Origin of the sequence: Pseudomonas sp. RA_35y_Pfl2_P32, from assembly GCF_963970735.1 — a bacterium.
Lineage (GTDB): Bacteria > Pseudomonadota > Gammaproteobacteria > Pseudomonadales > Pseudomonadaceae > Aquipseudomonas.
The window spans coordinates 12,969-31,471 of record NZ_CAXAQF010000035.1; the positions used below are offsets into that span (position 1 = coordinate 12,969).

Below are 18,503 nucleotides of genomic sequence, written 5' to 3' on the forward strand. Positions count from 1 at the left end.
GTCAGCTCTTGGATGTGTCGCCTTCGCCCTTGCCAGCCAAAATGGTGCCCTTGGCTTTGTCTTCAATGGCCTGCTCAATTTGCTTGGCATCCATGTTGGCGTGGCTGTAGATGATGTCGACACGTGGTAGAGCCGGGCCTTGAGGCAGTGCCAGCGGTGCAATGCGACCCATCGATCTGTTCGTTCATCACAACCAGGACGCCGCGGCCTTTCGATTGTTGGTCCGTTGCCACCTGAACCGCTTCATAGATATTGGCCGGGCCATCAGTGCTCAAACCGGTGGCCGGCCACATCGAGCCGACCAAAATCATTTGTCGCTTCTCTTATTGTTGTTAGAACTATGTGTTGATTAAACGGCTTGAGGACTTCTCTCAGCATCGATTGCTGTTTCAACGTCCTCAATTTCATTACCGTGTCGTCCGATGACAGCGGTTGCGACACCGCAGCCGAAAACGTTGGTGGCGGTGCGTCCCATGTCCAGGATTGGATCAACGGCGAGTATGAGAAGCAGGCCTGCTTCCGGAAGGCCGATCATCGGCAGTCCCACAGCCAGGACGATCAGCGAGCCTCGCGCTACACCTGCAGTACCTTTGCTGATAACCAGCAGGGTCAACAGCACCATGATCTGGTGGGAGAGGGTCATTTCGATGTTGTACGCCTGGGCGATGAACATCACGATGAAGGCTTGGTACATCATTGAGCCGTCCAGGTTGAATGAGTAACCCAACGGCAGTACGAAGCTGCTTACGCGCTTGTTGGCGCCGAACTTGTCCATGGCGGCAATGGTTTTCGGATACGCGGCTTCGCTGCTCGCCGTGGAGAAAGCGATCAGAATGGGCTCACGCATATGCTTGAACAGGTCTTTGATGCGTGGGCCAAGGGCCAGGTAGCCGGCAAACGTGATCAACGACCAAAGCAGTGCCAGACCCAGGAAAAACTGTCCAACCATCTTGCCAAAGGTCAGGACCAGTTCCAGACCATGCACGGTGATGGTGGCGGCGATGGCTGCAAATACAGCCAGTGGAGCCACATACATCACGTAGTCGGTGACCCTGAACATGACATTGGCCAGTTCTTCGAGCATGTCCACGATGATCGACTTGCCTTTGCCCTTGACGAACGCCAGTGCGGAGCCGAAGAACAGGGAGAACACAACGATCTGCAGCACTTCGTTCGTACCCATTGCCTCAATAATGCTTCGAGGGAATACATGGGTGAGGAAGATCGGCAGGCTAAAGCCGGAAGTGTTCAAGCCCGTGTTCACGGCTTCACCGCTCACAGTCAGATTCAGACCGACACCTGGCTGGAAAATGTTGGCGAAGAGCAAACCGATGAACAGGGACACTAGGGAGGCAATCAGGAACCAGGTGATGGCTTTAAAGCCGACACGGCCCATCGAACCGTTTCCTGACATGCTGGCAACGCCGGTCACCAAGGTGGCAAGCACCAAGGGTGCGATAACCATTTTGATCAGACGTAAAAACACGTCAGTGACCAGATTCAGGTATCCGGAAATTTCTTTTGCGGCCGCAGCGTCCAGCTGACTGTGGAGCGTGCCTCCTAGGACTACGCCGGAAATCATCGCGATAACTATCGCTTTAACGAGAAGGCGGCTTTTCATGTGCACCTCTTTTTATAGTGGCCAAATTTTTTTTGGCCATATTGTCTGGGCTAAATGTATGTGCATTAGATTTCGGCAAGACGGTGCCGTCAGGCGCTGTTGAGCGCCTGATGTTTTCAGTAGCTAACGCTAGCTTTTCTTAGGACTGGAGAAGCTTTCCAAACTTGTCGATATCAATATTACCGCCTGTAATCATGACGCCGATTCGTTTGCCTTGGAGCTCATCCTTGAACTTTCTTACTGCCGCAAGCCCCAGACATCCCGTGGGCTCGACCACAATTTTCATGCGCTGAACAAAGAACTTCATTGCAGAAATCAGTTCTTCGTCAGTGACCGTTACAATTCGGTTCACACCATTCAAAATAATGGGGAAGGTGTAATTACCAAGATGCTGAGTTTGAGCGCCATCAGCGATGGTGTCAGGGGTGTCGATGTGAACAATCTCACCTGAATAGAAAGATTGTTGCCCATCGTTACCTGCTTCAGGCTCAACGCCGATCAGCGTGCACTCTGGTGCCAGTGCGCGCGTCGCCAAGGTGGTTCCCGACAGCATGCCGCCACCACCCAGGCCTACAAACAAGGCGTCCAGCTGACCGACGCTTTCAAACAGTTCCCTGGCGGCAGTACCCTGGCCGGACAGAACGTCTGGATGATCGTAGGACGGGATCAGCGTCATGCCATGCTTGGCGGCCAGAGCCCGACCGATCGCCTCGCGGTCTTCGGTATAGCGGTCGTAGAACACAACCTCGGCGCCATAGCCTTTAGTCGCCGCGACCTTGGCTGCAGGAGCATCAGTTGGCATCACAATGGTGGCCGGAATCTTCAACAGCTTGGCCGCCAAAGCGATGCCTTGTGCGTGGTTCCCAGAAGAGAACGCTACAACACCGCCTCGACGTTGTTCTTCGCTGAATTTAGCGAGCGAGTTGTATGCCCCTCGGAACTTGAAGGAACCTGTACGTTGGTAGTTTTCGCATTTGAAAAATACCTGTGCACCGACTTCCTCATTGATCGTACGAGAGGTCAGAACGGGCGTGACGTTGGCTGCTCCCTCAAGTCGCGTAGCCGCGTCCACTACGTCTTGATAAGTTGGCAGAGTGATGTGCATAGCAAAATGTCCTTAGAGATTTACCACGGCCAAGAAATATCGTGGCCAATACCTTCGATATTGGCGTGCTTAAACAGAAGCTGAGCAACGGTCAGGTCTTGCAGCGCCAACCCCGTCATGTCGAAGAGGGTGATGTCATTGGCACTGCGTATGAATTCGACTTGCCCTGTCAGCAGGTCACCGATTTCGGTTACGGGTGAAGCCGGCGCCCATTGCGTTTCGCCGAGCTGGCAAGCTTGAGCTTTATCGTCGACAAAGACTTTGGCCTTGGGCAGAAGCCCTTCCGGCACTTCCCTTTTGCCCTTGGTGTCTGCACCCACGCAGTTGAAGTGCGTACCGGGTTGGACGGCGTCCAGGTCAAACAGCACCTGCCCTCCGGGCGTCGCTGTGATAACGACATCACTTTTGGATACGGCATCGTTTGCCGATGCGCTGTGGCGCATGGAAACACGTTCTGAAAACTGCGATTCAAACTGGGCACTCGGCACGCCATCTGCCGTCAGATAGGTGACATGCTTGATGCCGGACATCACGCGAAGCGCGTAGTCCACTTGAATGCCGGCCTGTACGCCGGTGCCGAAAACGCAGAGTCGCGAGCTGCCTCGACGAGCAAACATTTCCAGACCCAAGGCCCCGGCAGCACCTGTACGGAGTGTGGTAATGGCGTTGCCATCAATCACACACAGTGGCCGTCCGGTCGCAGGATCAATCAGCAGGATGGTCGCTTGATGCGGCTCACCTTGCAGCGCACGGTTAGTGGGCCAGAAACCGGCTGCTTTGAATCCGAGCACGCCCTGCTTGGTGATACCACCGGATTTGATTCCAAAGATGCCACCCCTACTCAGCGCTTCGCGAACAACGGGGAAGACTTGGCCATCTCCTGCGCTATGCAGGGAGAAGGCTTCGCGAACGGCGAAGAGGATCTGCTCGGGTAGCACTAGGGCATTGACACTGTCCCTATCCAGTAGTTTTAGCATTTCGATCTTGGACATTTTACGCGCCTGGCACAGTGGCTCTTTCAGACACAATATCCAAAGCTAGACAAACTGTAAAGTTTCGCCGCAACCGTCTGTCATGAAAGGGTGCCCACTCAGCTAAAAATCAGAACAGGCTGGAAAGATGTCGTGTGGCACAGGTAGCGCTTTACGCGTTATGGGTCGATCCCAGTTTTCGCCTAGTAGATTGCCAAGCCCGCCGGATTGATGTGTGGTTCGAATGTCCGCTTGTGGCTGTGGATTCAACAGGGTACTGACCCTCAAATAGCAGCCAGCTTGTCTAAATCGATGGCGATTCAGACATCTCCACCAGCAGTTGCCCAAATGCATTTGCCGCAGGGGTCTTTCCTGTGACACTCCATATCAGTCTGAAATCAGCATCCACCAGCGGTGGCAGGCCATGTTGACCGTCAATCACCACCATGCCGGGCTCTAGATCTCCCAGCGGTAGAGCGGTGACGGCAAGTCCTGCCAATACCGCCGCCCGCAGTCCTTGTTGACTTGGAGAGGTAAAGGCGACCCGCCAATCCACGGTGGAACTCTCCAATGCCGCTACTGCCACCTGGCGATGCACGCAGGGCGCTGGTGCAAACGCCAGCGGCAAAGGGGCGCCGCCGGCAAAGTCGAACCCTTGCGCCGCGGCCCAGACAAACCGGGTTTCGCGCAGCACGGTGCCGCCGAACTGACTGCCCGGTAATGCCATGACCACGGCGAGATCGAGCCCATCGACATCGACCAGCGCACGCAGGTCGAGGTAGGTGCCGACGGTTACATCCAGACGTACGGCGGGAAATTGTCGGGCGAAACGAGTCAGTAATGGCGGTAGGCCATCGCCGATAAAGTTTTCTGGTACACCGAAGCGCACGGCGCCGGATACCGATGACGCTTCGAAACGCCGGGAGAGGGCGTCTTGCGCTCTCAGGACGTGTTCGGCATGGCGCAGAAAATCTTCGCCATCTTCTGTCAGCGTCAAACGTCGGGTGGTGCGCACCAGTAGCGCGGTACCGGCCTGTTCTTCCAAACGCCGGATCTGATGACTAATCGCTGACTGGCTCAAGTGCAGCCGCTCTGCGGTACGAGTGAAACTACCGGTCTCCTTGATCGCGACAAAAGCACGCAACAGCGCTGGGTCGAAGTCCATTGAGTCCACTCATGATGAATATTAATAAAACTTACGAAATTAAATCATTTCTGTCATTTTTTAATTACTTCCAGAATGCGGCCGGTCACTTGGCGTTATGTCAGGTGACGCTGGTGAGGCGATTGCGCCAACTCCCATTGGGGCGCTCTTGCCAGTGCCCATCAACTTGATCTGGAAGATCACGATGCCGTTCTCTTCTTCGCAAAAAGATATTTTCACAATAGCCGCCGTTTGCTTGGCCTCGCTGATGTTCGGCCTGGAAATCTCGAGCGTGCCGGCAATCCTGCCCACGCTTGAATCGGTTCTGCACAGCGATTTCAACGATATGCAGTGGATCATGAATGCTTACACCATCGCTTGCACCATGGTGCTGATGGCCACCGGCATACTGGCGGATCGGTATGGGCGCAAGCGAGTGTTTGTCATTAGCCTGGTACTTTTCGGCATTACCTCTCTGAGCTGCGGATGGGCGCAAAGCACCAGCGTGTTGGTCGCAAGCCGATTTCTGCAAGGTATGTCCGGTGGTGCCATGCTGATTTGCCAGGTGGCAGTGCTGTCTCACCGATTCCAGTCGGGAGCTGCGCGCGGCAAAGCATTCAGTGCCTGGGGGATCGTGTTCGGCATCGGTTTGGGGTTCGGTCCGATTATCGGCGCCGCTATCGCGGCATTGTCGAGTTGGAAATGGGTGTTCCTGGTGCATGCGCCCATTGCCGTGCTTGCGCTGGTACTGGTGCTCGTCGGTGTCGATGAGTCACGTGATCCGCAGCGCCGCAGGCTGGATGTGCTGGGCATTATTTCGTTATCGCTGGCAGTCTTAGGCCTTTCCTGGTTCATCACTCAGGGAGCAGGGGAGGGCTTCTCTAGCGGTTCGGCCATCATCAGCCTGAGTGTGGCAATGTTCAGCTTCATTGTTTTTGTCATCTCCCAGCGACGCTATGTCGATCCCATGTTCGACTTCTCTGTATTTCGCATCCGCCGTTTCTCGGGGGCGTTGCTAGGGTCGGCAGGCATGAACTTCAGCTTCTGGCCCTTCATGATCTACCTGCCTTTGTACTTTCAAAATAGCCTGGGCTACGCCGGTATTGGCACCGGTCTGGCGCTTCTGGCGTATACGCTGCCGACGCTGTTTATCCCGCCGTTGGGCGAACGCTTGGCGTTGCGTTATCGACCTGATGTGGTGATTCCCGCGGGCTTGTTCACCATAGGTCTGGGGTTCCTGCTGATGAAATGGGGCAGCAGTGTTACGCATGCCAGCTGGCTGACGATGCTTCCTGGCTGCCTGATCGCCGGGATCGGACTGGGGCTGACCAACACGCCTGTGACCAATACCACCACCGGGTCGGTGCCCAGTGAGCGTGCTGGCATGGCATCGGGCATTGATATCAGCGCTCGTATGATCAGTCTTGCCATCAATATCGCGCTGATGGGATTCATCTTGGTGGAAGGCATCCTGTCTTCCCTGCGCAATCAGTTAAATGGCTCGCCCGATGATGTGCAACTGAGATTGCTGGCGGAGCATATTTCAGTCGGCAACTCTGCCCTGTTGGCGCAGACAGGCCAGGGGACTACGATTGCGATCGATGTCGCCAAGGCAGCTTTGGCGGACGGATTTGGCTGGGTGATGCTATATGGCGGTATTGCTGCGTGGGTGCTAGTGGCGGCGAGCGTGGTGGTCTTTCGTCCAAGCAAAGCTCGTTGATTCTCAGTAGTGACTGTCATCCGAAGGACTGCTTTTGGCCGATTGTGTTGAAAAAGTCGACCCGGTCGAGCTACCTATTTATCGAACGGTGAAAATGCCATTTTTGCACACCGCTACGTCAAATCTGAGCCTTGCCCCCTCTGCGCAACGCACGAATTTCAATCTCGAACGCGTACTTTTCTGCCGTAGGAACAGAAGTCGACTTTTTCAACAGAATCGGCCGCTAGCCGTCACTCATCATCGTCACACAACCGCAGCTGCAGTCGCTCGGGAACGCCAGGCATAAGCCAACACCATCAGCAGCCCCAGACCCGCCATAGCCGCTCCGGCCAGGGAAATCGCCGGATAACCCATTCCGGCATTGATCACCGCTCCGCCCAGTGCCGCACCAATCGCGTTGCCGAAGTTGAAGGCGCCGATGTTCACCGCCGAGGCCAGATTGGGCGCGTCCTTGGCAGCTTCCATGACGCGCATCTGTAGCGGCGGCACCAGGGCGAAGCTGGCGATACCCCATATCAAGATGGCAACGGCGGCCGGCAGCGGCCAACGCATCAGTACGGTGAACGCCAGCAAGACGAGAATCAGTACGCTCAGCGAAACGATCAGGGTGCGATCTATCGAGCGGTCGGCGGCCCTCCCGCCCCACATGTTGCCCAGCGTCAACCCCACACCAAACAGCACCAGCATCGCCGTGATGTAAGCGCTGGACGCGTGGGTCTCGCTGCTGAGGATGGGCGCGATGTAGGTGAAGACAGTAAACATTGCGCCCGAGCCGACGACGGTCAGGGCCAACGCCCCCAGCACCGGGCCACGACCCAGTACCCGGATTTCGGCCAGTACACCGGCGCTTTGCGGCGCCGGCAAGTTGGGCAGGGCGAACCACAACGCGGCCATGGTCACCACGCCGAGGCCGGTAATGCCCCAGAAGGCGGTGCGCCAGCCGAACAGTTCGCCAAACCAGGCTGCAAGCGGCACACCGCCGATGGTCGCCAGGGTCAGGCCCATGAACATCGCCGCAACCGCCCCGGCACGTTTCTCTGGGGCGACCACGCTGGCGGCGACGATGGAGCCAACGCCAAAGAACGCGCCGTGGTTCAGTGAGGTCACCACCCTGGCGACCATCAGACTGTAGTAATCGGTCGCCAGGGCTGACATCAGATTACCCAGGGTGAAAATCGCCATGAGTCCGATCAGCAGATAGCGCCGGGGAATCCTGCCGGTGGTCAGGGTCATCAGCGGCGCGCCGAGCAGTACGCCCAGGGCGTAAGCACTGACCAACAGGCCGGCGGCGGGAATGGAAACGCCGAGATCCGCAGCGATACCCGGCAACATGCCCATGGGGGCGAACTCGGTAACGCCGATGCCAAAGGCACCAATGGCGAGTGCGACAAGTGGTGGATTGATACGCATGGAGGGCTCCTTATCTATGCCGCTAATGCTACGATCCACTCTTTTCAGGCGGTAGATAGCATTTCTGGCAATCACCTTTGCGTAAGGGGCACAAATGGACTTCAGCGGCAAGTCAGGTGAGATGGCCGTGTTCGCCACCGTGGCGCAGGAAGGCAGTCTGTCGGCTGCCTCGCGTGCATTGGGGCTGACACCCTCGGCGGTCAGTCGGATCATCGCGCGTACCGAACACCGTCTGGGTACCCGTCTGCTGTTGCGAACCACCCGAGCGATCACCTTCACCGCAGAGGGCGAGGCTTTTCTGCGCGGCGCCCGACGTATCCTGGCCGACATGGCCGAGGTCGAAGAAGCCATCGCCGACCAGGGCGTACCCAGGGGCCGATTACGGGTCAGCGCCGCCCTTGGCCATGGGCGGCTGGCCATCGTGCCCTTGGTGGCAGCATTCAGCGCTCGCTACCCGAACATCGTCGTCGACCTCACCCTCGGCGACGAAGTCGTCGACATTCTCGGCGGCCAGGCCGACGTGGCGGTGCGCTTTGGCCATCTGCCGGACAGCCCGCTGACCGCGCGCCGGCTCGGCGACACCGGCCAGGTCGTGGTGGCATCGCCCGAGTATCTGCAGCGCCACGGTACCCCCCAGGAACCGGAAGACCTGCTACGGCACAACTGCCTGCGCTTCAACTTCCGGCGTGCCGAACCCAATTGGCCGTTCATCCGCGACGGCAGTGAGTTTTCCCTGAAGGTCAGCGGCAACATCGAATGCAGCAGTGGTGAAGCGCTGGCACAACTGGCGCGAGTCGGTGCCGGCATTGCGCGTATCGGCGAGTTCAGCGTGAGCGAGGACCTGCAGCGCGGCGACCTGATACCGCTGCTGGAAGCCTGGAACCCTGGCGACCAAGAACCGATTCATGCGGTGTTCGTCGGTGGCTCGGCAATGCCGGCGCGGGTGCGGTTGTTCGTGGATTTCTTGTTGGAACATCACCGGATGTAAGCGGCCTGTTATCTGGGTTCACATTGGGGTAACCATCGACGAGCTCACCTTTGCACACTGATGAGGCGCCGGCGCAGATGGCTCGCGCCAGGCGAGAAGAACACTCACCGAGCCTTGGAACGGCAAGCGGGCGTGCGACGACTTTGCTGGCGACAGGGGAGGGGAGGACGATGACAGTTCAGGCACCAGAGGACACCGGTGACCAGCAGTGCAATCGCCGCCGTTTCATACGCGTCGGGTAACCGATGCGCCCATGAAAATCCAAAAACCAGCGCCGCCAACGTCTCAATCACCAGCACTTGTCCACTGAGTGCCAACGGTAGAAGGCGGCTTGCTTGATTCCAGCAGGCGCCACCGACAACCGAAGATAAAAGGGCTACGCCACCGGCCACCAGGAAAAAATCCAGCCATTCGGCGCTGCCATGGGTTCCCGCTTGAAAACCCAGGACCGGCGCCGCCAACAGCAGTGACTGAGCGCCCGTCATGACCCCTGTCAGTAGTGCCCAGTCATGGGAGGAAACGCTGGCTACCTGAACCAACCGTCGAGCGTTGCTCACCGCAAACCAACTCCATGTCACCAATGCGCCCGTCGCGCATAAAATCCCGGCGATGGTTGTCAGCGTATCGGGTCGGTCGCCAGTGATCAGGGCATGCCAACTGATAAGCACGACGCCACCCACCGCGCAGCACAGCGAGGGCAGGAGCTTGCGCAAAGAAACGGCGTTGACGTCATGCCGACCGGCCAACGTGACGAGTACCGGGATGAGCCCGACAATCAGGGACGTGGTGGCAATGCCAACTAACTGCACACCGGTGCCCACCAAGGCGTAGTAGATGAGGTTTCCTATCAGGCTAAGCCAGAACAGTGACGTCCAATCGGCCAGAGTGAGATGGGCGCAAACGCGCCTCCAGCGCGGCATAAGCAAGACTGCCGAGATTGCGCCATAGCAGAGAAATCTGAGGACGGCGAATTGCAAACCGCTCAAGCCTGGCGTTAGCTGCGGGCCCAGGAAAATCACTCCCCAACAGAGGCCTGCGCATATGCCGTAGGCACTGCCTTTCACCAGTGATCGATCAGCAACCATTTCACCCGCGCTCCACAGCGTAAAGCATGAAGTCTGGAGCGTCTGACTCGCGGGCGTATTGTCGGTAACTGCGGGATTTTTTACCGCGGCTGTTTTTGCGCTTTACGATAAACAGCCGGGGTTGTGGCGCTCAAACGCTGCATGGTCCGCGTCAGCGAGGCCTGGTCGGAAAAACCTGCACGCAATGCAATCTCGGCGATCGGCAATGAGGTGCCGCGCAACCATCGTTGGGCCTCTTGTATGCGTAAATCGGTCAACCAGGCTTGAGGACTCATCTCGAACAGCTGCCGGAATCGCTGGTGCAGTTGACTCATGCTCATGTTGGCGACTTGAGCCATGAGTGGGTTACTCCAGTCAGCGCCAGGATTGGCCCGAAGACGGGCGATCAACTGCTCCATGGGGTCTGAGTAACCGCAGGTATCCGGGCTGAGGGACGACAACAACAGAGGCCCCAACTGTGAGGCCGCGATGGCGAGTTGCGCGTTGCCTATGAGCTCAGCGAACTCGATCAGCCGACGTGTCGCTGGAGGAATAGGCACATATGTTTGCTGAGCAAGACGCCCGATCTGGAGTGTTTCCAAGGTCGTCGGCGTACAGTCCAGAACCAAAAAGCGACTATCGACCTGAGTCTGCTGCGAATGCACCGAGCCAGGTGTCACCAGCGCTGCCAATGACTGATCAATGCAGCCGCCGCGACCGTCCACGTCAATATCCATTCGGCCAGAAATCGGCAGGACCAATTGAGTATGGTCATGTTGGTGGTGAGGGCTTTCCCCCGCGTAGCTGCGAACTTCAAGGCTCAGAAACATTGATTCACCGTTCGACTAGGACTGACGATGTTCAGGCGCCAAGCGCCCAGGGTAAGGGGGGCGAGTCCACCCGTGTGCAAGAGTGAAAACCCACAGGGCTCTCGTCAGCCCGGTCAACAGCAGGGCGCCACAAGCTATTTTCAATGGCGTGTCTTCCTTGATAACGCCATTACATCATTGTGGAGGCGCTATCCAGAGCGCAAGGCTCGGATGGAATAAGCACGACCAGATCCGTATCCCCTATGTCGACACCCGCTTGTGAAAGCAGGGTCGTCACTTGTCCGCGGTGATGGGTCTGATGGTTGAAAAAATGCGTGAGCAACCCATAGAAGTTCTTGTCAGCGGGTACTCCCTTCATGCTGGTGTAATGAAGGGTGTGATCCAGGTCCGACTCTGCAATGGAGCCAGACCACTGGACAATTTGCTGATCAAGCCACACGCGATGTGCCGACAGTTTGCGGATATCCGGGAACAGCAACTGATCGAGGCGCTGGACGGGAAGTTGGCGAATCGGTCCCAGGGTCAGGTAGTTTGCTGGGTGGGTGGCGAATCGCTGCAGCCAGACAGTGTCGCCGGCCACCAGGTGGTTCAACGTCCCGAGAATTGAGCCAAAGAAGGCTTTCCGATCCACGCAGAGCGCTTCATCTGACAGGCTGCTGGCGGCCTCATACAGCTTTGTGTTCATCCACTGGTTGTAGGTCGCCAGTAGGTGGATATGGCGGGTGCGGGTCATGGTGCTCATCCTTTTGCCAGCAGACGACGGGGGAAACCGGCTCGGTTTCGAGTGACTACGATACGTGCGTCAACGCCGCAATAACATCCGCGCGGCCATCTGCTTTACCTTGCCCTAACGCGCTGCTCTGGCCTGTTGAAGGCGCAGCGATGTAAATACGCCCAGCGGTAAAACCGTAGTCTTTTTCCGTTCAGAATGATTGAGACATCCACATGAGAGCCATCCACGTCATATCTCGCAGTCATCGGGTTCTTGAAATCACACCGCTCATGTATTGATTCAAATCGCGAAAATCGTTAACGCTCCAAGCGTGCGGCACCAGCTTTACGCCGTTCTCGCGCAAGGTCCTGGGAATCAAGTCGCCATTGGGGCGCAGGATTATCGAGGAGACAATAACGCCCGGATAATCATGCAAGCGTTTTTTGAACGTGGCGCTTGTCAAGTCAGGGGTAGGGGGATTGCTCTTGTTTGCCAGTGGCCCCGTTCCTTTGATATCCGTTCCGTGGCACATGGAGCATCTCTGTACATAGAGATTTTTCCCATTGGCATTGTCCGCGAAGGACAGTGATGTTTGAACGAGCGATAAGGCTGCTAGCGAAGCGATGAACACTACGTTCATGGTTTTCATCTTCCTTGATGGGGTCGGCGTCGAGTGGACGCGATTCGGTGCGCGGGGAAGATATCAGCCAATGTGTCGGCACACACAGTCATTTCAGATGCCCAGGCACCCGGTGCGATAGCCGCAGGGGGGGCTAGGCCATGCCCTGTGCTTCTTCCATGACCCACTCCACAAACGCCTTGACCTCATCGCGCCGCATCGCATCCGGTTGAGTCACGACGTAGTAGGCAAAGCGAGCCGGCCAAGGTTTATCCATGACTTGCACGAGGCGGCCGGCAGCGATTTCGTCCCTGGCGTATTCAACGGGCACCAGGGCCAGCCCCTGGCCGGCCTCCGCTGCGCGAATCAGCAGAAAGTCATCTTCAAACGCCGTCCCGCGTTCTGCGCGTGGGTCTTCTGCCACCCCATGTGCCGTGAGCCACAAGGGCCAGTCTGCCCGTTCAGAGTCGTGCAACAGGGGAAAGTCGAGGCACTCCTCCGGCTCTCCAGGCCCGGAGCGCCCGGCCATGAACCCGGGGCTGGCCACCGGCACCAGGACAGGCGCCATCAGGTGGGTCACGTGCAGGTTGGGGTAGACCCCCAAGCCGTGTCGCAGTGCCACATCCACATGATCGCGGCGCATGTCGACCACCGCGGAAGTCGCCTCGACCCGTACTTCAATGTGCGGATGGCGCAGGTTGAAACGCCCCAGGCGCGGCACCAGCCACGACGCGGCGAACGTTGCGACCGTACTGACCGTCAGGGTCTGGCGAGACTTGATCTGTTCCAGCGACTGCAGCGCTTGCTCCATTTGCTCGAACGCCTGGAGCAGGGAAGGGTGAACGCGGGCTCCTGCTTCGGTCAGGCGCAAGCCGCTTCTCTGGCGGGTGAACAGCGCCAGGCCGATTCGATCTTCCAGCAGGCGGATCTGTTGGCTGACCGCACCGGAGGTGACGCTCAGCGCTTGAGCGGCAGCCTTGATGCTGCCGCGTTGGCCAACCTCGACGAAGGTACGCAGGGCGAGCAGGGGCAGTGAGGTCGCCATAAAGTTTAGTTTTCCTAAAGTCAGTGCGCAGAAATGATCGTTTCCGCTGGAGCAGGACGGCGGCGATTATACCGTTCGTTTAGCGCGACTAAGAAGCTTTAGTAAAACTATATCAATCAGGATGCCTGTATGAACAACCCACGTTGGCGGCTGTGCCTCATATTGCTGTGCACCACCCAATTCGTTGCACTGCTCGACTTCTCCATCACCATGATTCCCTTGCCGCAGATTCAGCACAGCCTGGGCTTTACCCCCGGCGCCTTGCAGTGGGTCATCAATGCCTACGGTGTGGCCATTGCCGGGTTCCTGCTGTTGGGGGGGCGAGCTGCCGACCTGTTTGGCCGGCGCCGCGTGTTTCTGATCGGATTGGTGATCTTTACCCTTGGCTCGTTGCTCGGTGGCTTTTCACAGAGCCCGGCGATGCTGATCTTCACCCGGGCCCTGCAGGGCTTTGGTGCGGCGTTGTTTTCTCCTGCGGCCTTTTCGTTATTGCTGGCGCTGTTTACCGATGAGACGTCGCGCAATCGAGCGCTGGGGGCCTGGACGGCCGTGGCCGCGACAGGGTTCGTCGCGGGCCTGATCCTGGGAGGCATCATCACCGACCTCATGGGATGGCGCTGGGTGCTGTGGATCAACGTGCCCGTTGGCGTGCTGGTCATTGCCCTGGCCAGTCATCTCCCTGCGGGCAAGCGCGACGGTGCAAGGGCCGCGGGTCGCCTGGACACCGGCGGTGCAGTGCTGGTCGCGGCGGGTGCGGCAACGTTGGTGTTCGCCTTTGCCAACAGCGAGCACGTTGGCCTCGCGTCGCCCATCACGTATGGATTGATCGCCCTGGCCATGGGCTTGCTGGCCTTGTTTGTCTGGGTCGAAAGCAAGGTCAAACAACCGTTGATGCCGATCCCGATGTTCTGGCGGCGCCTGACCGGCGGGGCGAACCTGGTCTCGCTGCTGGCGAACACCGCGCTGGGCCCGACCTTTGTGGTCGTGGCGCTGTACATGCAGCAAATCCTCGGCTTCAGCGCCACCCAGACCGGATTGGGGCTGCTGCCGATGGCGATTGCCTTCACGCTCTCCAGCGCCTGGGTGGGACCGACCCTGATCGCCAAGGTCACTACCAAGCCGGTGATCCTGGGCGGCTTGATCCTGTTCATCAGCGGCCTGGCGCTGCTGGGGAGCTCGTTGGCCGCGGACGCCTCCTGGGCCGCTTCCATACTTCCCGGCACCCTGTTGGCGGGCATGGGCTACGGCGTCGCGTTTCCCGCCTGGACGGTGGCCGGGATCGAGGGCGTTGATGCGCTCGACCACGGCTTGGCCGGCGGCATGCTCACCACCACCCAAGAGGTAGGTTCCGCCGTGGGCCTGGCGATGGGGGTGGCAGTCAGCATCGCCGTGCTGGCCGAGGGTGGCAGCGCGGCGCAAGGCTTCAGCTACGCCATTTTGGTGTCCGCCGGCATGGTGGTGATCGGTGTGGTCTGTGCCGCGCTCATCCTGCCGGGCAAGTCGGCTGGCCCATCCTCCTTCCCACTGCAGGCGCTTGAGCCCGGAGAGCGACCATGAATTGCATCGATCACCGTGGCGGACAATCCGCTTTGGCTTTCGCCAGCCATCCCGGCTACCGGCGCATGTTCGCGCCCCAGGAATTGACGCTGGGGATTTTCCTGCCCTTGCGCTTCTATCAAGGTGACATGGCGGTGCTGGCCGGGCAGGCGCAGATTGTCCGGGACATTGACCGCCTTGGTTTTGCCGCCGTCTGGGTGAGGGACGTTCCGCTGTTTGATCCGGCGTTCGGTGATGCCGGCCAGGTGTTCGACCCCTTCACTTACTTGGCGTTTCTGGCCGCCCAGACGAAGACGATTGCGTTGGCAACCGGCAGTGCGATTTTTTCGCTGCGCCATCCCATTGACCTGGCCAAGGCCTCGGCGACGATCGACCAACTCTCCGGTGGCCGCCTCGTCCTGGGCATTGCATCGGGTGACCGGCCGCTTGAGTTTCCCGCCTACGGTCTCAAGCATGCCGAGCGTGGCGAGCGGTTTGCGCAGGCGGTGGCGTATTTTCGTCAGCTCACCGGTGGGCAAGCCGCCGTCATCGATTCGCCCTTGGGATGCATCGCCGGTGCCGAGTTTTTGCCCCAACCGGTGGCGGGTGCCATTCCCTTGATGGTGACCGGTTCGTCCCGCCAGTCCCTGGCCTGGATCGCAGAGCAGGCGGATGGCTGGCTGACCTTTCCCGAAGCGACCCACACACCTGAAGGGCCCACACGTTTGGCGGCAAAGATCCAGGCCTGGCGCACGTTGATTCCAGACGGCGGGTTCCGGCCCCATATGACCAATGAGTGGCTCGATCTGGTGGAGGATCCCAACCACCCCCGCACACCGTTGCAGGGGGGGTATGTGCTGCGCACCGGGCGCAAAGGGCTGATTGATCTGTTGGGTGAGTGGCGCGCTGCCGGGGTCAACCATGCGGCCTTGGGCATCCAGTTTTCCCAGCGACCAGCCGCAGAGGTCGTCCAGGAACTGGCCGAAGACGTGCTGCCGCTCTTTCCATCCCATCAGGGGCCTGCTGGTCTAAAGGTGTCATGGTGAAGACGAGTCGAGCGCCGGGCCTCCACTTTGCAAAACCCTCAAGGCAACCATTCAATGGCAGAATCTCCTCAACTTGATGATGTTGGAGAACACCATGCTTGGTGCGTTTGAACGCCGGCTCGACCCTTTTCCTCCTGATGAGGTCCCCCCGCCACCCAACGGCCTGGCCCGCTTCCTGTGGGCCTGTACGCGGGGTGCCCGCGGTTACATCCTGGCGCTTGCGCTGCTCAGTGCCGGTGTGTCGATCTACGAAGCCTGGCTGTTTTTTTTCCTTGGGCAGGTCGTGGACCTGCTCTCGACCTGGCAGGCAGGCGGTGAGGCGGCGGCACAGGAAAGTCGCGTGTTGTGGGGCATGGGCATCGTCATGGTGACCAGCGTCGCTCTGGTGGCGTTGCGCACCATGGTGCAGCACCAGATCTTGGCGATCAATTTGCCGTTGCGCCTGCGCTGGGACTTCCATCGACTGATGCTGCGGCAAAGCCTGTCGTTTTTTTCCGATGAGTTTTCCGGCCGAGTCACCACCAAGGTGATGCAAACGGCCCTGGCGGTGCGCGACGTGCTGTTCACCCTGATCGAGATCGCACCCGGGATCGGGGTGTACTTGATTGCGATCATCGCGCTGGCCGGCGGTTTCGCGCTGAAACTGATGCTGCCTTTTGTTGCCTGGGTCGTGTTGTTCGGCCTGGCCATGTGGTACTTCGTGCCCCGACTGGGGAAAGTCGGGCAGGAACAGGCCAATGCGCGGTCGATGATGACCGGGCGTATCTCGGACGCCTACACCAACATCACGACGGTGAAGCTGTTCTCCCACTCCAATCGTGAAGCGCACTTCGCGCGTGCAGCGATGGAGGATTTCAAGCAGACCGGTTTTCGCCAGATGCGCCTGGTCAGCCAGTTCGAGATCGTCAACCAGGCATTGGTGGTGGCGTTGATCATGGCAGCCGGTGGTTATGCCCTGTGGCTATGGCACCAGGGTGAGGTCGGCGCAGGCGCCGTGGCAGCAATCATTGCCATGGCGCTGCGTATCAATGGCATGTCGAATTGGGTCATGTGGCAGATGACCTCGCTGTTCGAGAGCATCGGCACCGTACAAGATGGCATGGCGACGCTGACCCTGGGCACCCAGGTGCAGGACGCACCCGGTGCCAGCGAGCTGGTGACCCGCGGTGGGGCGGTCACCTTCGACAAGGTGAGCTTCAACTACAACGGCGAACGCCAAGTGCTCGATGGCCTGAGCCTGAGCATCCGCCCGGGCGAAAAAATCGGCCTGGTTGGCCGCTCTGGCGCGGGTAAATCCACGCTGATCAACTTGCTGCTGCGCTTCTATGACGTCGACAGCGGGGAGATTCGCATTGACGGCCAGAACATCGCACACGTGACGCAAGACAGCCTGCGTGCCTCCATCGGCATGGTCACGCAGGATACGTCCCTGCTGCACCGTTCCATTCGCGACAACATCGCCTACGGCCGTCCCGATGCAACCGATGCGCAGATCCGCAGCGCCGCGGCCAGTGCCCAGGCCGACGGGTTCATCAACCAACTGAGCGACCGGCAGGGCCACACCGGCTACGACACCCTGGTGGGCGAGCGGGGCATCAAGCTGTCCGGCGGCCAGCGCCAACGCGTCGCGATTGCCCGGGTGATGCTCAAGAACGCCCCGATCCTGCTGCTGGACGAGGCCACCAGCGCACTGGATTCGGAAGTCGAAGTGGCCATTCAGGAAAGCCTCGATGACATGATGCAGGGCAAGACGGTGATCGCCATCGCCCATCGGCTGTCGACGATTGCGGCCATGGACCGACTCGTCGTCATGGATGACGGGCACATCATCGAACAGGGCACCCACACCGAACTGCTCGGCAAAAACGGCGTCTATGCGCGACTCTGGCAGCATCAAAGCGGCGGGTTTCTGGGGGAGGACCAGGGCGTGGTCGAGGCGATGGATCAGGTGTGAGCGTGAAGGTGGCGTAGGGGTCTACGCCATCGCCTGCGCCTGGTGGTTGTTCACGAAGCACCGTCCTACCGCATGCTGGCGGGAGCGCAATTGATTGTGTTGTCCGCGCAGGGCAAGCGTGTGCAAGCGGGCAGAGCGGATAAAAGGCGGGCGATTTCAGCAAGCGGGTTCTAGCGTATTTTTGCCGGCGCCTCGATTTTGTTGCGCCGCGGCTGGCTGGCCGGTGCCCCTGGTATCGCGATGCGGCTGGTGGTCTTGACCTCGCGCAAGGCCAGGCTCGACTGGATCGAGGCGATCCCCAGCTGCCTTCTCAGCACGCTCTCGACGAAGTCACTGTAACTGTCCAGGTCCTGGGCCAGTACCTGCAACAGGTAGTCGGCGTCGCCGGTGATCTTGTGGCACGACAAGACTTCCGGAAGCTGCATGATCACCGCTTCGAAGGCTTCCGGGGTGTGATCGGTATGGGTGGAAAAACGAATGTGCACGAAGGCCATGATGTCCAGGCCGAGCATCCGCCGATCCAGGTTGGCCTGGTAGTCCTTGATCACGCCTTCTTCTTCCATGCGTTTACGCCGCCTCCAGCAAGGCGTGAGGCTTAACGACAGGCGTTCACTCAATTCGGCGTTGGAAATGCTCGCGTCCTCCTGCAGCAGGGCGAGGATGGCCAGGTCGGTGTCATCGAGTACAACGTGATTGGATTTTATTTTCGTCATGGCGGCTTTATCAGAAAAATATTAC

General features: G+C 59.0%; 17 protein-coding genes and 1 pseudogene. 5 read left to right on the top strand and 13 right to left on the bottom strand.

Features of this window, described 5'->3' with window-relative positions; translation table 11 throughout:
• Window position 1: 1 nt before the first annotated feature.
• The 6 genes and pseudogenes from AACY45_RS25650 to AACY45_RS25675 form a co-directional block, all read right to left on the bottom strand.
• Entirely contained in the window at window positions 2–172 is a 171-nt protein-coding gene (locus AACY45_RS25650; RefSeq protein ID WP_339548228.1) for a hypothetical protein, read from the bottom strand.
• A gap of 13 nt (window positions 173–185) precedes the next feature.
• Window positions 186–311: pseudogene (locus AACY45_RS25655) on the bottom strand (asparaginase domain-containing protein); the annotation flags it as partial.
• 38 nt (window positions 312–349) lie between these two features.
• Window positions 350–1,621, bottom strand: coding sequence for a dicarboxylate/amino acid:cation symporter (locus AACY45_RS25660; protein WP_339548192.1), 1,272 nt, complete (start codon window positions 1,619–1,621; stop codon window positions 350–352).
• A 139-nt stretch (window positions 1,622–1,760) separates the two neighbouring features.
• Window positions 1,761–2,726, bottom strand: coding sequence for a threo-3-hydroxy-L-aspartate ammonia-lyase (locus AACY45_RS25665; RefSeq protein ID WP_339548193.1), 966 nt, complete (start codon window positions 2,724–2,726; stop codon window positions 1,761–1,763).
• 20 nt (window positions 2,727–2,746) lie between these two features.
• Window positions 2,747–3,718, bottom strand: coding sequence for an ornithine cyclodeaminase family protein (locus AACY45_RS25670; RefSeq protein ID WP_339548195.1), 972 nt, complete (start codon window positions 3,716–3,718; stop codon window positions 2,747–2,749).
• Window positions 3,719–4,001: 283 nt separating this feature from the next.
• The gene (locus AACY45_RS25675; RefSeq protein WP_339548196.1) at window positions 4,002–4,862 is read right to left on the bottom strand and encodes a LysR family transcriptional regulator; all 861 of its coding nucleotides are present in this window, start codon (window positions 4,860–4,862) and stop codon (window positions 4,002–4,004) included.
• A gap of 184 nt (window positions 4,863–5,046) precedes the next feature.
• Between AACY45_RS25675 and AACY45_RS25680 the strand changes: the two genes are divergently transcribed.
• Entirely contained in the window at window positions 5,047–6,561 is a 1,515-nt protein-coding gene (locus AACY45_RS25680) for an MFS transporter (RefSeq protein WP_339548197.1), read from the top strand.
• 243 nt (window positions 6,562–6,804) lie between these two features.
• On the opposite strand, the gene AACY45_RS25685 is transcribed toward AACY45_RS25680, so the two are convergent.
• Window positions 6,805–7,971, bottom strand: a complete 1,167-nt coding sequence (locus AACY45_RS25685) for an MFS transporter (RefSeq protein ID WP_339548199.1) — start codon at window positions 7,969–7,971, stop codon at window positions 6,805–6,807.
• Window positions 7,972–8,065: 94 nt separating this feature from the next.
• Here AACY45_RS25685 and AACY45_RS25690 point away from each other — a divergent pair, with 94 nt between their 5' ends.
• Entirely contained in the window at window positions 8,066–8,959 is an 894-nt protein-coding gene (locus AACY45_RS25690) for a LysR family transcriptional regulator (RefSeq protein ID WP_339548200.1), read from the top strand.
• Window positions 8,960–9,063: 104 nt separating this feature from the next.
• Here AACY45_RS25690 and AACY45_RS25695 read toward each other — a convergent pair whose 3' ends face one another.
• The 5 genes from AACY45_RS25695 to AACY45_RS25715 all read right to left on the bottom strand — a co-directional run bounded on the left by AACY45_RS25695 (window position 9,064) and on the right by AACY45_RS25715 (window position 13,229).
• Window positions 9,064–10,044 carry a DMT family transporter gene (locus AACY45_RS25695; RefSeq protein ID WP_339548201.1) on the bottom strand — a complete coding sequence of 327 codons (981 nt, stop codon included), beginning with the start codon at window positions 10,042–10,044 and terminating at the stop codon, window positions 9,064–9,066.
• Between the two features lie 80 nt (window positions 10,045–10,124).
• On the bottom strand, window positions 10,125–10,853 hold the full coding sequence (locus AACY45_RS25700) for an AraC family transcriptional regulator (protein WP_339548203.1): 729 nt from the start codon (window positions 10,851–10,853) through the stop codon (window positions 10,125–10,127).
• 169 nt (window positions 10,854–11,022) lie between these two features.
• Window positions 11,023–11,586: a DinB family protein gene (locus AACY45_RS25705; protein WP_339548205.1), complete on the bottom strand. Its 564-nt coding sequence runs from the start codon at window positions 11,584–11,586 to the stop codon at window positions 11,023–11,025.
• 241 nt (window positions 11,587–11,827) lie between these two features.
• On the bottom strand, window positions 11,828–12,205 hold the full coding sequence (locus AACY45_RS25710; protein ID WP_339548207.1) for a c-type cytochrome: 378 nt from the start codon (window positions 12,203–12,205) through the stop codon (window positions 11,828–11,830).
• Window positions 12,206–12,338: 133 nt separating this feature from the next.
• Complete coding sequence (locus AACY45_RS25715; RefSeq protein WP_339548209.1) at window positions 12,339–13,229, bottom strand: LysR substrate-binding domain-containing protein; 891 nt, start codon at window positions 13,227–13,229, stop codon at window positions 12,339–12,341.
• 129 nt (window positions 13,230–13,358) lie between these two features.
• Here AACY45_RS25715 and AACY45_RS25720 point away from each other — a divergent pair, with 129 nt between their 5' ends.
• The 3 genes from AACY45_RS25720 (at window position 13,359) to AACY45_RS25730 (ending at window position 17,765) form a co-directional block, all read left to right on the top strand.
• Window positions 13,359–14,786 (top strand): MFS transporter, encoded by a 1,428-nt coding sequence (locus AACY45_RS25720; RefSeq protein ID WP_339548211.1) that lies wholly within the window; start codon window positions 13,359–13,361, stop codon window positions 14,784–14,786.
• Window positions 14,783–15,811: an LLM class oxidoreductase gene (locus tag AACY45_RS25725; protein ID WP_339548213.1), complete on the top strand. Its 1,029-nt coding sequence runs from the start codon at window positions 14,783–14,785 to the stop codon at window positions 15,809–15,811. The genes AACY45_RS25720 and AACY45_RS25725 overlap by 4 nt, the downstream gene beginning before the upstream one ends.
• Window positions 15,812–15,905: 94 nt before the next feature.
• A complete protein-coding gene (locus tag AACY45_RS25730) occupies window positions 15,906–17,765 on the top strand; it encodes an ABC transporter ATP-binding protein (RefSeq protein WP_339548215.1) in 1,860 nt (619 codons plus the stop codon).
• Window positions 17,766–17,935: 170 nt separating this feature from the next.
• Here the strand turns inward: AACY45_RS25730 and AACY45_RS25735 are convergent, their stop codons facing one another.
• Window positions 17,936–18,478 (bottom strand): Lrp/AsnC family transcriptional regulator, encoded by a 543-nt coding sequence (locus AACY45_RS25735; protein ID WP_339548217.1) that lies wholly within the window; start codon window positions 18,476–18,478, stop codon window positions 17,936–17,938.
• Window positions 18,479–18,503: the final 25 nt, after the last annotated feature.